The organism is Erwinia sp. GW821-FHT03D09 (assembly GCF_059420805.1).
The window spans coordinates 146,494-159,986 of record NZ_JBWKUK010000003.1 but is presented as its reverse complement, the minus strand read 5'-3'; the positions used below and the strand labels follow the sequence as shown (position 1 = coordinate 159,986).

The following is a 13,493-nucleotide window of genomic DNA, read 5'->3' as shown; positions in this document are numbered from 1 at the left end:
CTTAGTTTCCGTCACGCGGGCTGCGGTCGTTCAGCTGCGGCAGATTGTGCAGGTCCACCCCATACAGTTCCACCATCGGGATCATCGCTTCAACTACCCGGCAGCTGTCCAGCGTTGCCATTCCGGCTGGTACCTGGAAAAAACGGGTAAAATGCAGCCATATACCTTTCATAAATCGCTCCTCTGCGTTGTGAAAGGTTAGTAAACCTGACTTTATCCCCGCCGCAAAATATCCATTTCGCACAGCCTTTGCCAGCCGCTGGTAATAGCCGCTTATCCCATTTGATAAATGATATATGCCAGATTTGTTGTTTTACTCTCTCCGCAGCTCCCTTCAATAATTGCCGGCAACTGAAGCGCATTAAGGATTAATTATGGCTTATCAATTGAGCCTGCTGGATAAAAGTCCGGTAGCAGAAGGTGAAACGCCTGCCCAGGCACTGGCAAGGACATTACTGCTGGCGCAAAAAGCCGAAGAGTGGGGCTTTCACCGCTTCTGGCTGGCTGAACACCACAATACGCAGGCTCTGGCCAGCCCGTCACCGGAAGTGCTGATCGCCTGGATTCTGGCCCACACCCGCTATCTGCGCGTCGGTTCCGGCGGCGTAATGTTGCAGCACTACAGCCCTTATAAAGTGGCGGAAAACTTTAACCTGCTGGCCTCTCTGGCCCCGGACCGCGTCGATCTTGGCGTGGGCAAAGCGCCAGGTGGCCTGCCGCTGTCTACCCGCGCATTGCAGCAAGGTATTAACGCCGAAGCGAAAGGCGATTTTTCCAGCCAGCTCCGCGCGCTGGAAGGCTGGCTGAGCGCCAGTGCCAGCGACAGCCAAACCGAAGACCAGCTGCTGGCGACCCCGGTTCCTGCTCGCCCGGCTCAGCGTTTTCTGCTGGGTGCCAGCGAAGGCAGCGCGCAGCTGGCCGCCGAGCTGAACTGGCAGTTTGTTTTCGCCGCGCATCTTAACGGTAACCGCCAGGAGCTGGAGCAGACGCTGGCAACCTATCGTCGTCTGAGCGGCGGACAGTCGGCGCTGGTAGCGGTACAGGTGATTGTGGCTGAGTCAGCGGCAGATGCCGACCTGCTTGCCGCCGATCTTCAGCACTACCGTGTTCATGTGGAAAACGGCCAGAGCGTGACCGTTGGAACCATTGCGCAGGCGGAAGCCTTTATTCGCCAGGCGAACGCCACGGATTACCGCATTGAACCGCGCGAAGCCGCAGTCATTAAAGGCACAGCCGAACAGGTTCATAACGAGCTGGAAGCGCTGCATCAGCAGTACGGCATTGAAGAGTTTGTTATTGATACGCCGGTCAGCAGCGGCGCGGCGCGGGTGAAATCGCTGGAACTACTGGCCAGCCATCGCCTGGTCGCCGCCTGAGGAGCACAGCACAATGAGTCAGAATCTTGGACAACAGTTAATCGCATGGCGACGTGAACTGCATCAGTTCCCCGAGCTGTCCAATCAGGAATTTGCCACCACTGAACGCATTCAGGGCTGGTTACGCGGTGCAGGCATCGAGCCGCAGCCGTACGGGCTGAGTACCGGCGTGGTCGCCGAGATTGGCAAGGGCGATGCGCTGATTGCGCTGCGTGCCGACATCGATGCTCTGCCGATCGAAGAGATCGTGCCGGTTGAATTTCGGTCACAAAACCCTGGTGTCATGCACGCCTGCGGCCACGATGTACATACCTCGGTAATGCTGGGCGCCGCCCTGCTGCTGAAAGCCCGTGAGAAAACACTGCCTGGCCGGGTACGCCTGTTGTTTCAGCCAGCGGAAGAACGCTTTGGCGGGGCGAAAACGCTGATCAAAGCCGGTGCGCTGGAAGGCGTAAGCGCCATTTTCGGCATGCACAACGCGCCAGAACTGCCGGTTGGTACTTTTGCCACGCGCGGCGGGCCGTTTTATGCCAACGTCGATCGCTTTGACTTCGAAGTCACCGGTAAAGGCGCCCACGCCGCCCGTCCGCAGGAGGGCATTGATGCGATTGTGATTGCCAGCCAGATCGTCAGCGCGCTGCAAACGCTGGTCAGCCGCAGTTACAGTCCGCTGGAATCGGTGGTGGTGAGCGTAACCCGCATTGAGGGTGGCAATACCTGGAACGTGCTGCCGCAGACCGTGGTGCTGGAAGGCACGGTGCGCACCCACAACAGCGCCATTCGCGAGTCGTTACCTCAGCGCTTTCAGCAGCTGATTAGCGGCATCGCCGAAGGGTTCGGTGCAACTGCGAAGCTCAACTGGCATGCCGGTCCCCCGGCGCTGGTCAATACCGCACACTGGGCAGAATTTAGTAAAGGGGTCGCGGCCGAAGCCGGTTATACCGTACAGCACGCCGACCTGCAAATGGGCGGGGAGGATTTTGCCTTCTACCTGCACAACACTCTCGGCACTTTCGTCAGTATCGGCAGCGCCAGTGAATTCGGCCTGCATCATCCCGGATTTAAACCGGATGAAAGCCTGATTGAACCGGCCGCCCGTTATTTCAGCCAGCTGGCGGAAGCCGCGCTGCGTGAAATTAGTTAGCCACAGCGAATTTCGTTTCCACCTGCACATTCAAATACACCTGCACATTCAAATAATAAGAGTAAACATTATGCTTAAAACCTCATTATTGTCAGGACTGTTCGTCGCTACCGCCCTGTTGACCAGCGGAGCCTGGGCTGAAACCGTTACCGTTAACGGCACCGGTATCAGCGTTGAAGCCAACGCCGCACCGATTCATGCGCCGGTAAACCCTGAAGCCGTGGCGCAAATCCCCGAAGATCACCGCTTCGCCGTGCCGGGTAAATTTACCGTTGCCGTTGCAGCACTGAACTCACCGCCGCTGACGTTATTCTCCGACGACAATAAAACCCTGCAGGGCAGCGAAGTGGATATTGCCCGCCTGGTGGCCGACAGCCTGGGACTTGAGCTGAACGTGGTACCAACCTCCTGGGAAGACTGGCCGCTGGGGGTCAGCTCCGGCAAATACGACGCGGCGATCACCAACGTCACGGTCACTAAAGAACGTAAAGAGAAGTTTGACTTCGCCACTTACCGTCAGGATTCACTGGGCTTTTACGTGAAGTCCACCAGCAAAATCATCTCACTGAAAAAAGCGGAAGATATTGCCGGTCTGCGCATTATCGTTGGCTCCGGCACCAACCAGGAAGCGATCCTGCTGGCCTGGGATGAAGCCAACCAGAAAAAAGGCCTGAAGCCGTTTACCCCAATCTACGTCAAAGATGATGCCGCGCAGACGCTGTCTCTCCAATCCGGTCGTGCGGATGCCTACTTCGGTCCAAACGTGATCGGCGCATGGAAAGCCGCACTGACCGGCCAGACTAAGCTGGTGGGCAGCGTAGACGGCGGCTGGCCGAAGGCGGCACACATCGCGGTGACGCTGAAGAAAGGCAATAGCCTGGTCACACCGGTCAACACCGCGCTGAACGGCGTGATTAAAAGCGGCGAGTACGACAAAGTGCTGAACCGCTGGGGCGAAGGCATTGAACGCCTGGATCGCTCCGAGATCAACCCGCCGGGTCTGGGTGACTAAGGAGTTTGCTATGAGTCAGGCACAGTTCCGCCAGCTGTCACCGGAAGCCCCGGAGCTGGCACCAATTATCGACGGTCTGTTCGGCGAATACAGCGCCCGCTACGGCGATTATTTCGCCCACGACGCGGAAGTCGAGCTGACCGAGTGGTATCTGCCACCGCGGGGCACATTTGTGGTGCTGGAACGCGACGGTGAGATTATTGCCATGGGCGCCTACAAGGCGCTCGATGCGGAAACCGCCGAGCTGAAACGCATCTGGACGCGCAGCGATCTGCGCCGCCAGGGGCTGGCACTGCAGGTGCTGGTTGAACTGGAACGTCACGCCGAGCTGGCGGGTTACAAGGGGGTGTTTCTCACCACCGGTTTCCGCCAGCCGGAAGCGGTGAGGCTCTATCTTTCCCACGGCTATCAGCCGCAGTTTGATATCACCCGCGATCCGGAAGAGTACAGCCTTCCTCCCCATGATGGCCGCCTGCGTTTCCATAAGCTACTGAATCAACACGTTACCGCAGGAGCCACTCATGAAACTGAATGAAACGGAAACCCTGCGGGTCATCCGCGCGCGCTATCCGTTCAGAATACTGGGCGGATTTATCGCCCTGTTTGTGCTGGCGGTAGTGATTCAGTCTGTCGCTTTTAATCCGCGCTGGGAATGGTCGGTGTTCGCCCACTGGTTCTTCCATCCGGCCATCCTAAGCGGACTGGGCCAAACCCTGCTGCTGACGCTGATCGCCACGGTGCTCAGCATTGTCTTTGGCGGCCTGCTGGCGCTGGCCCGCCTTTCGCCCTCATGGCTGCTTTCCGGGCTGGCCTTCAGCTATATCTGGCTGTTTCGCTCGCTGCCACTGATTGTGGTGTTGATTATTCTCTACAACTTTTCCTATCTGTACGACACGCTGTCGATCGGGATTCCGTTTACCCCGCTAACCTTCGCTGAATACCAGACCATTGACGTACTCGGCCAGTTCAGCACCGCCGTGATTGGCCTGACGCTGGTACAGTCTGCTTATACCGCTGAGATTATTCGCGGTGGCATTCTCGGCGTCGATCAGGGGCAGTTTGAGGCCGCCGCCGCGCTGGGCCTGCCGGGTTCGCGCCGCACGCTGCGCATTATCCTGCCGCAGGCGCTGCGATCGATTATTCCGACCGGCTTTAACGAAATTATCAGCCTCGCCAAAGGCACCGCGATGGTTTACGTGCTGGCGATGCCGGAGCTGTTTTACACCATTCAGATGGTCTACAACCGCACGCAGCAGGTTATTCCTCTGCTGATGGTGGCCGCCGTGTGGTATCTGCTGATCACCACCGTGCTGTCGATTCTGCAGCATTACGTTGAGCGCTGGCTGGCCCGCAGTGCAACCCGCGAATCTTCCAGTCCGCGTCCACGCTGGCGCTTACGACGCCAAACTGCGGCGATCACCCCGCTAAGGAGCTAACGATGTCAGAAGCCCTCGATCTGCACAGCCACGCGGTGCGCGGCCATATTTCGATTACTCACGTCAGCAAAAGCTTTGGCCGCTTCAAGGCGCTGGACAATGTGTCGCTGGAACTGCCGCCGGGTTCGGTGACGGTGATCCTCGGCCCCTCAGGCTCAGGTAAATCCACCCTGCTGCGGGCCATTAACCACCTGGAGCGCGTAGACGAAGGTTTTATTCGCATTGACGGCGATTACATTGGCTATCGACGCAAAGGGGATAAGCTGTACGAGCTGAAGGAGAAGGCGATTCTCAAACAGCGTACCGAGGTGGGCTACGTCTTCCAGAACTTTAATCTGTTCCCACATCTGACGGTGCTGGAAAACATTATTGAAGCGCCGATCGTGCATAAACGATTAACCCGGCAGCAGGCAATTGAACGCGCCGGGGAACTGCTGGATGCGGTGGGACTTCGCCACAAAGCGGACGCCTGGCCACGCCATCTTTCGGGCGGCCAGCAGCAGCGCATTGCCATCGCCCGCGCGCTGGCGCTCGATCCTCGGGTGATCCTGTTTGACGAACCCACCTCCGCTCTGGACCCGGAACTGGTCGGTGAGGTGCTGGACACCATTAAGAAACTCGCCCGTTCCGGTACCACACTAGTGGTGGTCACCCATGAAATCGGCTTCGCCCGCGAGGTAGCTGACAATGTGGTGTTTATGGTGGACGGCAAAATCGTTGAACAGGGCAGCGCTCACCAGGTGCTGAATAATCCGCAGCATCCGCGCACCAGCCGCTTCCTCGCCAAAGTTCTCTAACCGCCCTCCCCCTTCTCTGATGCATAAAAAAACGGCTTATCATAATGATAAGCCGTTGCAACCATTTGGTAAGACGACGAGAAAGTTCAGGGAAGTTAACGGCGGTACTCAACCGTTACAATCAGCTTACCCCTGTACTAACCCGTTGACTAATAACAATAGTAGCTGAACTTATGCAAAATCCTTTTGCCCTTCAGCCTGCGGTATCGGTACGCTTTACTGCATCCAGCGTGGCCATATCACGATCTGCCCCGGTCAGCTCACTGAGATGCCCCTGACGCATTTCCAGCAGGCGGTCGGCGTGCAGGAAATAGTGGTCATCATGGCTGATAGCAAACACCGTTTTGCCCAGTCCCTGTAACCACGGCAGCAGTTCGCGATAGAAGATACGACGAAAATGCGGGTCCTGATCCGCCGCCCACTCGTCAAGTAGCAGGATGTCGCGCTGTTCGGCGGTGGCCAGCAGCAGCGCCAGACGCTTGCTCTGCCCTTTTGATAGTTTCAGATTCAGTATACGGTTGCCGTCGAGCTGGATTTTATCCTGCATCTGTAGCCGCTCCAGCCATGCCTGCACCCGCTCAGGATCGGCCGGCTGGCCGCTGTTGTCGATCAGACGGTCGAACAGATGTACATCGGTAAATACCGCCGAGAACAGCTGCCGGTAATCGTCCATCGATTCAGACTGAATCACTTTGCCGTCGAGCAGGATCTCGCCGGAGACCGGCTGATATAGCCCGGTCAGCAGCATCGCCAGCGTGGATTTTCCGCTGCCGTTACCGCCAATCAGAAACACCAGCTCGCCGCGGTTAAGGACCATGTTGATCGGCCCGACGCTGAATCCGTTATCGCCGTAGTGGAATACCAGGTTGCGCAGCTCCAGCGTCTGCCACGCCTGCTTACCGCTCTGCGCCGGGAACTCGGCCTGATAGTCGGCCAGCTTGAAGGTGTTGAGCTTATTAAACGCCACCTGCGCGGTCAGCAGCGTTGGCAGCGCGCCCACGGCAGACAGCATCGGCGTCCTCAGGAACAGCAGCGTCAGCGAATAGGTAGCGGCCACGGCGGTATCGGCCCAGCCCAGGCTGTTTGCCAGATAGAATGCCAGCCCGATGGCGCCGAGCATCATGATATTCGACCAGTTAACGGCGCTGAGATGATAGGTATCGGCGCGCACAATATGATGGCGATAGGTGCGGGCATCCTCGCCGTATACGTGATCAAAAATCTGCTGCGCGCGCTGGCGGTTCAGCGCCAGTTCTTTGCGGCCTTCGATAATGGTCTGGAAGTCGGCATACAGGCGTTCTTCGGTATTGCGCAGCACTTCCAGATGACGATAAACCCGCGATACCAGCAGCCAGCCGCCGAAAATCGTAATGGCGACCCAGACAGCAGTGACCACCAGCATTTTCGGTGACAGCCAGCCCAGATAGGCCGCCGACCCCACGGTTAAAATAATCCCCTGGATCAGTTCCGGCAGGCGTACGAAGGCGATGGTGATATTGCGCACGTCGCTGGTCAGCGCCGCCAGCAGCTGGGCGTTACCAATCTGCTCGATGCGCTCAATGCGGGTATCCAGAATACGGCGGATAAATTCACCGCGCAGGCGATAGACAAAGTGGTGACCCAACAGGGTCAGTGCCAGCTGGGACCCCAGCGTAACCGCCATCAGCAACAGCAGCAGGCCGAGGAACTGCGGCAGCACTATCAGTGAGGAGTTGAGGGTAACGATCAGTTCGCGGTTAATAAAGGCGATAAGGCCAATACCCAGCACCGCGCTGAGCAGGCTAAGCAGGATCACGCCGATAAACGGCCAGCGATACTGCTTATAAACAACGTGCAGCAACTCCATGAAAACATCCCGGCTGGTAAAAAAGCAGCTAGCAGTTTAATGAGATGACGGGCGATATCAATACTAATTCTCATTATCACAGTATCGGCTGCGTGCTGCTTCAGGATCAGTGTGCGCGGCGAAAAGTCAGATTAAAGCGGAACGCACCGGCCTGAGGATGGATGCCGGGTTTCAGCGGGAGAATTCCGTGATAGCGAAGTCGTGACGACCCGCCCCACACCACCACATCGCCATGCTCCAACAGCACCCGCGTGGTGGCATCACTTCGCTCAAAACCCCCAAACTGGAAGACCGCAGGCAGCCCGAGCGAGACAGAAACGATCGGCTGGCGCAGATCGCGCTCATCTTTATCCTGATGCAGAGTCAGCTTTGCTCCAGGCTCATAGCGGTTAAGCAGGCAGGCATCGGGATTGAAATCAGGGAAGCCGGCTTCCGCCGCGCAGCTAACGGCAAGCTGCCGAAACAACGCCGGCATGGGCGGCCAGCGAGATCCCCCGGCGTTATCCTGTTCGCTGTACTGATAGCCGCGCGAATCGGTGGTCCAACCCAAATCCCCGCAGTTGGTCATCGCCACCGACATGCGGTGGCCACCTGGCGTGATGCGGTGATGAAAAGGATTCTGTGCCGCAATCTGCGCCACCAGTTCAAGCAACGCATCGGCCTTACCGAGCGCGCGGCGGCGCAGGATCACCGCGCCGTCGGCCAGCGGTTCGCTCCAGGGTTCCTCGTCGGCAAACAGGTCCAGCATATTGGCTCCTCAGGGTTTATCACTGCCGGCATCAGACTGTATAAAGGCCTTAAACTGTGGCGACATCCAGCTGGCAAAGTCGTCGCCCTGTTTATAGATCAGATAGACCGCCAGCTTATCACGCAGCGCCAGCGCTTTGGCTTTCTCTTCGCCCAGCACCATCAGACCGGTATCCCAGCCGTCGGCCTCCAGTGCCGTGGTGGCGATCACAGTAGCGGACACCAGACGATGCTGGATCGGCTGGCCGGTAACCGGATCGATCACGTGAGAAATACGCTTGCCATCCAGCTCATAGTAGTTGCGATAGCTGCCGGAGGTGCTGATGCCGTGCCCCTGTAAATCGACAATGGCCTGCACCGCATTTTCACGATCGGTCGGTTTCTGAATCGCCACCTGCCAGGCTTTTCCCTGCGCATTTTGCCCACGGGTTAGCACTGCACCGCCCACCGAGACCAGATAGTTGTTGATGCCCTCTTTTTCCATCAGCCGTGCCAGATGATCGGTGGCAAAGCCTTCGCCTACGGTTGAGAGGTCTACATACAGTCCGGGAAGATCTTTTTGCAGATATGCCTGCCCGGCGCGGTTAATCACCTGCAGATGCTGCAATCCGGTCAGCGCGCGGGCGGCATCGATCTGCTGAATACCCGGGGTGCTGACAGGCTGTTTGTACGGGCCAAAGCCCCACAGATTGACCAGTGGCCCAATGGTGATATCCATCGCGCCGCCGGTCTGATGGCCAATTCGCAGCGCCAGGGTGACAATATCAGCCATATTGTCGCTGACCGGCTGCGGGTCGCTGCCGCGATACTGGTTAAAACGGGAAAGGACAGAATCGTTTTTCCAGGTTGAAAGCTCATGGTCGTCGTTGTTGAGCTGTTGCTGGATGGCGTTTTGCAACGCCTCGCGGCGCGAGTTATCCACGCCTGCCAGGCTGACGCGCCACACGGTGCCCATCGTTTTCCCTTCCAGTACCATTGCGTCCTGCTGCGCGCTGGTTTTTGGGTTGTCGCAGGCGACCAGCAGAAATACTGCCGCCAGGCTGATGAGGTGTCGCCAGTTCGCTTTCATTTTCTTTCTAACCTTTATGCTGCTATTACGGACGGTGCCTGAGCTGTGGCAGTGCTGTCTTAAACTGCTTCAGGAAATTTGTAGCAATGATTATCTTTTCCGACTGCCGGAATGACAAGCGAAGCCGGTGTGGCGATTCAGGGGCGGTTTAGGAATATAGTGCATTCACTCTCTTTGTCAGCCGGACGGACCGGCACAGACGGGAATTTTCGCCGAGTCGTTTGCAAAGTCAGATGGTGGTGCCGGCGGGTTGTGCCCCGGGCGGACTGGTCCTCGCGCCGCTTTGCGGTTCCTTCACTTCGTTCGTCAGCCACACGGACCGGTACAGACGCGCGTCCTGCGCGGCTATACCTTTCGCCTGCGTCCATGCAGGCGAATCCTGGCTTCCTCTCTGCGTTCAGCGCTGTGGATTGCCCGCTCGGGGCACAACCCGCCTGCTTTCTGACTTCTGCGTTTCCTGATAAGTGAATCCGGGTTTCCTCTCCGTCAGCGCTGTGGATGGCCCCTGGTCGGGATCACCCCGTTCGCTCAACAAAGTTATGTCACCTTTTAACAAAGGCACAGGTGTATGTGGGTGAAAGCGACGACCAGGGTTAGGAAGGCCCGACCTCTGCGGCTGCCGGGCAATCCACAGCGCTGAGGTGGAGGATTCTGGGCCGGAGAGACCCGCATGGACGCGGGTATCAGGCGCGGCGTGGGCAGGACGCCCACTCCGTGCCGGTCCGCAAGACCAGAAGCCGGAAACGAAGGCATCATGCGCAGCATGACGCGAGGACCGCCCGGCAGCCGCAGAGGTCGGGCCTGGCTCGCTCAAGCCACAGCCACAGCCACAGCCACAAACGATTAGCCGCACATAAAAAAGCCGCCATCTTGAAAAGATAGCGGCTCCGTTACTTTCAACTTACAGGCATCAGAATATCTTCAGCCCGCCTACAGCATTAAGGCTTAGAACTGGTAAACCAGGCCCACAGCCACTACGTTGTCGGTGTTAATACCGGCTGCGTCTGTGAATTCGTTGCTGTCCAACAGGTTGATCTGGTAATCAACATAGGTGGACATGTTTTTGTTGAAGTAGTAGCTGGTGCCGACATCAATGTAGCGTTTCAGATTCTGAGAACCGTAACCTTCGATTTGTTTGCCGCGTGAGCTAACAAATGCCAGAGATGGACGCAGACCGAAATCGAACTGGTACTGCGCAACCAGTTCCCAGTTATCCGCCTGGTTAGCGTAACCGTAAGCAGTCGAGTCAATGCTACCGAAACGCGTGGCGTTATAAGAACGGGTATACATCGCCGCCAGGTAGATGTTGTTAGCATCGTATTTCAGACCACCTGAGTAGGCGGTCGCGCGGTCACCGTGGCCCAGCACGGTGCTGCTGTTCTGATCGTCAGTACGATCGGAAGAGAACATGGCCGCACCGATACCGAAGCCTTCACCGATATCATAGGTGGTTGAGAGACCCCAGCCATCACCGTTTTGGCCCAGAACATCACGGCCATTGTTGGTTTCTTTAGAGTTACCGTTTTTGCCCTGATACTGAATAGCGAAGTTCAGACCGTCAACCAGGCCAAAGAAATCGTTATTACGATAGGTTGCCAGACCGCTGGAACGCTGGAACAGGAAGTTATCCGCGCCATAGGTATCGCCACCGAACTCAGGCAGGACGTCGGTCCATGCGCCGATGTCGTACATCACGCCGTAGTTACGACCATAATCCAGTGAACCAACATCGCCAAATTTCAAACCGGCAAAACCAACGCGGGTGTAGCTGTCTTTAGTCCCCTGAGATTCTGCATTGTTCAGGGCAACCTGATATTCCCACTGACCGTAACCAACCAGTTCATCAGAAATCTGAGTTTCGCCTTTGAAGCCGAAACGCATGTAGGATTGATCGCCATCGGTACCGTTGTCATCGGAAAAATAGTGCAAACCGTCAACTTTACCGTAAAGATCCAATTTGTTGCCGTCTTTGTTGTAGATTTCAGCTGCGCCAGCGGTACCGGCTACCAGCAGAGCTGGAATCATCAGCGAAAGAACGCGAAGTTTCATGTAATTATCCTCTCATTTTATTTATCTTATTTTCCACTGCGTGCTGAATGTATTAATTCAGCGCTGAAGGTCATATTAAGGAACTGAAGGCAATAATCCATGAAGAAAATGATACCAAATACAATAATATGTTTCAGAACTTATTACATACATTTCAAAAAGTAAATTCAAGGGAACTTTTAAACGGCATTAAATAATAAATAATATAGCATCAATAATCAAAAAATAAATTAAGCCAATAAAAACATTAAGTTAAACTATTTGATTTGCGCACTGAATGATAAATATCGTCATCAGGAAAAAGCTATAATAATTACGCTATCATCATTTAATCTCATTATTACCTTCATTCACCCCGAATGATTTGTGTCACACTAAATATTTCCACCGGGCCTGGTTGCCCGGTTTTTTTTGCTTTTAATCTATACGCCCCCTCCCGCAGCGTTAATGCCCCCTACAAGGTAAAAACCTTTTCCCGATCAATTCATTCGTTAAAATAATAGTGACTCCCGATCAACTTTCGAGTAAGTGCCAGATAGCGCAGATTCGCACGAGAAATTTCATCTTCCACTTCCTGAGAATTTAGGACGTTACGGAGGTTGTAATCGGGAGTTTTCGCCATCCCCAACACCGGTTTAGATTATTGCCAGGACCAGGACTCCTCTGGAAAATCGCTACGACACGACGATTCCGATTCACAGAGGTTTTCTTTCAGGATATTTACTCTGCCTTCCCGATTAGAAAATTCCAGGCATCGGTATGAACAGCTCCCCCCACGCAGCGTTGCTGCTTCTTTACTATCGGCAATTGTGGTAAAAAACGGAGTTAACTTTGCACGGGCTGAATGAATAAAATGACAACACTGGAAACGCAGATCTCAGCAAATGTCGCGCGACTAAATCAACGGGCAACTCGCGTCGTTTTTTTGATCGCCGGGATTGGTATGGCAGTCTGGGCACCGCTGGTACCTTACGCCAAAGAACGTGCCACCCTGAGCGATGCCTCCTTAGGTACACTGCTGCTGTTTCTCGGACTGGGATCGCTGATTGCGATGCCGCTGACCGGTGTTCTGGTGGGGCGATACGGCTGTAAGCGTATCATTACCTGCGGCAGTTTGTTCCTGCTGGTGCTGCTTCCTCTTCTGGCCGTACTTTCCTCCCCTTTCTCTCTGGCACTGGCGCTGATGGCCTTCGGTGCGTCTATTGGCATGATTGACGTGGCGATGAACATCCAGGCAGTAGAGGTGGAAAAGAGTTCGGGCAAAGCGATGATGTCCGGATTCCACGGTTTCTTTAGTATGGGCGGTATCGTTGGAGCCGGGCTGATGAGCCTGATTCTGGCTCTGGGCATGACTCCGGTGCATGCTGTACTGGTGGTTAATTTGCTTCTGATCGCGCTGTATCTGTTTTGTCAGCGTCATATCCTGAACGAACGCCTGCATAAGCCCGATACGCCGATGTTCGTTCTGCCGCGCGGCTGGGTGCTGTTCCTCGGTGTACTGTGCTTTATTCTGTTTCTTGCCGAAGGTGCCATTCTCGACTGGGGCGCACTGTTTTTGACTCATAGCCGCGATATGCCGGCCGCGCTGGCCGGAATGGGCTATGCGGTGTTTTCCGTCGCCATGACCATTGGCAGATTATGCGGCGATTGGGTTGTGTTAAAAGTGGGCCGCACGGCAACGCTGTTCTTCGGCTCACTGTGCGCTGCGGCAGGGCTGGTACTGGCGGTAACCATCAACGACTCAACGATGACGCTGATAGGCTTTTTACTGGTCGGTTTCGGTGCATCGAATACCGTGCCAATTATGTTCAGCGCCGCCGGGAACCAAAAAACCATGCCGGTAAACCTGGCCATCTCAGCGATGACAACGATTGGTTATGCAGGCATTCTTGCCGGCCCGGCACTGATCGGTTTTATTGCTCAGTGGTCAAGTCTGTCGGTCGCCTTCAGTGCCGTTGCTGCACTGCTATTAGTCGTTGCCTCCAGCGCGAAATTGATCACCCGATGATCGGTGCCA

The 13,493-nt window shown here is 55.8% G+C and carries 12 protein-coding genes; 7 read left to right on the top strand and 5 right to left on the bottom strand.

The window, feature by feature from the left end; all coding sequences use genetic code 11:
* Position 1 precedes the first annotated feature (1 nt).
* Positions 2 to 172, bottom strand: coding sequence for a hypothetical protein (locus AC07U6_RS03950; RefSeq protein ID WP_494763178.1), 171 nt, complete (start codon positions 170 to 172; stop codon positions 2 to 4).
* A gap of 202 nt (positions 173 to 374) precedes the next feature.
* Between AC07U6_RS03950 and AC07U6_RS03945 the strand changes: the two genes are divergently transcribed.
* The 6 genes from AC07U6_RS03945 (at position 375) to AC07U6_RS03920 (ending at position 5,765) form a co-directional block, all read left to right on the top strand.
* Positions 375 to 1,376 (top strand): MsnO8 family LLM class oxidoreductase, encoded by a 1,002-nt coding sequence (locus tag AC07U6_RS03945; RefSeq protein WP_494763179.1) that lies wholly within the window; start codon positions 375 to 377, stop codon positions 1,374 to 1,376.
* Positions 1,377 to 1,389: 13 nt separating this feature from the next.
* Complete coding sequence (locus tag AC07U6_RS03940) at positions 1,390 to 2,520, top strand: amidohydrolase (protein ID WP_494763180.1); 1,131 nt, start codon at positions 1,390 to 1,392, stop codon at positions 2,518 to 2,520.
* Positions 2,521 to 2,590: 70 nt separating this feature from the next.
* Positions 2,591 to 3,532, top strand: a complete 942-nt coding sequence (locus AC07U6_RS03935) for an ABC transporter substrate-binding protein (RefSeq protein ID WP_494763181.1) — start codon at positions 2,591 to 2,593, stop codon at positions 3,530 to 3,532.
* Between the two features lie 10 nt (positions 3,533 to 3,542).
* Positions 3,543 to 4,067: a GNAT family N-acetyltransferase gene (locus AC07U6_RS03930; RefSeq protein WP_494763182.1), complete on the top strand. Its 525-nt coding sequence runs from the start codon at positions 3,543 to 3,545 to the stop codon at positions 4,065 to 4,067.
* Positions 4,054 to 4,968, top strand: coding sequence for an amino acid ABC transporter permease (locus AC07U6_RS03925; RefSeq protein ID WP_494763183.1), 915 nt, complete (start codon positions 4,054 to 4,056; stop codon positions 4,966 to 4,968). The genes AC07U6_RS03930 and AC07U6_RS03925 overlap by 14 nt, the downstream gene beginning before the upstream one ends.
* Before the next feature lie 2 nt (positions 4,969 to 4,970).
* Positions 4,971 to 5,765 carry an amino acid ABC transporter ATP-binding protein gene (locus tag AC07U6_RS03920; RefSeq protein ID WP_205066245.1) on the top strand — a complete coding sequence of 265 codons (795 nt, stop codon included), beginning with the start codon at positions 4,971 to 4,973 and terminating at the stop codon, positions 5,763 to 5,765.
* A 193-nt stretch (positions 5,766 to 5,958) separates the two neighbouring features.
* On the opposite strand, the gene AC07U6_RS03915 is transcribed toward AC07U6_RS03920, so the two are convergent.
* The 4 genes from AC07U6_RS03915 to ompC all read right to left on the bottom strand — a co-directional run bounded on the left by AC07U6_RS03915 (position 5,959) and on the right by ompC (position 11,476).
* Positions 5,959 to 7,611: a multidrug ABC transporter permease/ATP-binding protein gene (locus AC07U6_RS03915; RefSeq protein WP_494763184.1), complete on the bottom strand. Its 1,653-nt coding sequence runs from the start codon at positions 7,609 to 7,611 to the stop codon at positions 5,959 to 5,961.
* Positions 7,612 to 7,717: 106 nt separating this feature from the next.
* The gene (alkB, locus tag AC07U6_RS03910; protein WP_494763185.1) at positions 7,718 to 8,359 is read right to left on the bottom strand and encodes a DNA oxidative demethylase AlkB; all 642 of its coding nucleotides are present in this window, start codon (positions 8,357 to 8,359) and stop codon (positions 7,718 to 7,720) included.
* Between the two features lie 9 nt (positions 8,360 to 8,368).
* Entirely contained in the window at positions 8,369 to 9,427 is a 1,059-nt protein-coding gene (gene apbE / locus AC07U6_RS03905) for an FAD:protein FMN transferase ApbE (RefSeq protein WP_494763186.1), read from the bottom strand.
* Between the two features lie 945 nt (positions 9,428 to 10,372).
* The gene (ompC, locus tag AC07U6_RS03900; protein WP_494763187.1) at positions 10,373 to 11,476 is read right to left on the bottom strand and encodes a porin OmpC; all 1,104 of its coding nucleotides are present in this window, start codon (positions 11,474 to 11,476) and stop codon (positions 10,373 to 10,375) included.
* 853 nt (positions 11,477 to 12,329) lie between these two features.
* Here ompC and AC07U6_RS03895 point away from each other — a divergent pair.
* Positions 12,330 to 13,484 carry an MFS transporter gene (locus tag AC07U6_RS03895; protein WP_494763188.1) on the top strand — a complete coding sequence of 385 codons (1,155 nt, stop codon included), beginning with the start codon at positions 12,330 to 12,332 and terminating at the stop codon, positions 13,482 to 13,484.
* Positions 13,485 to 13,493: the final 9 nt, after the last annotated feature.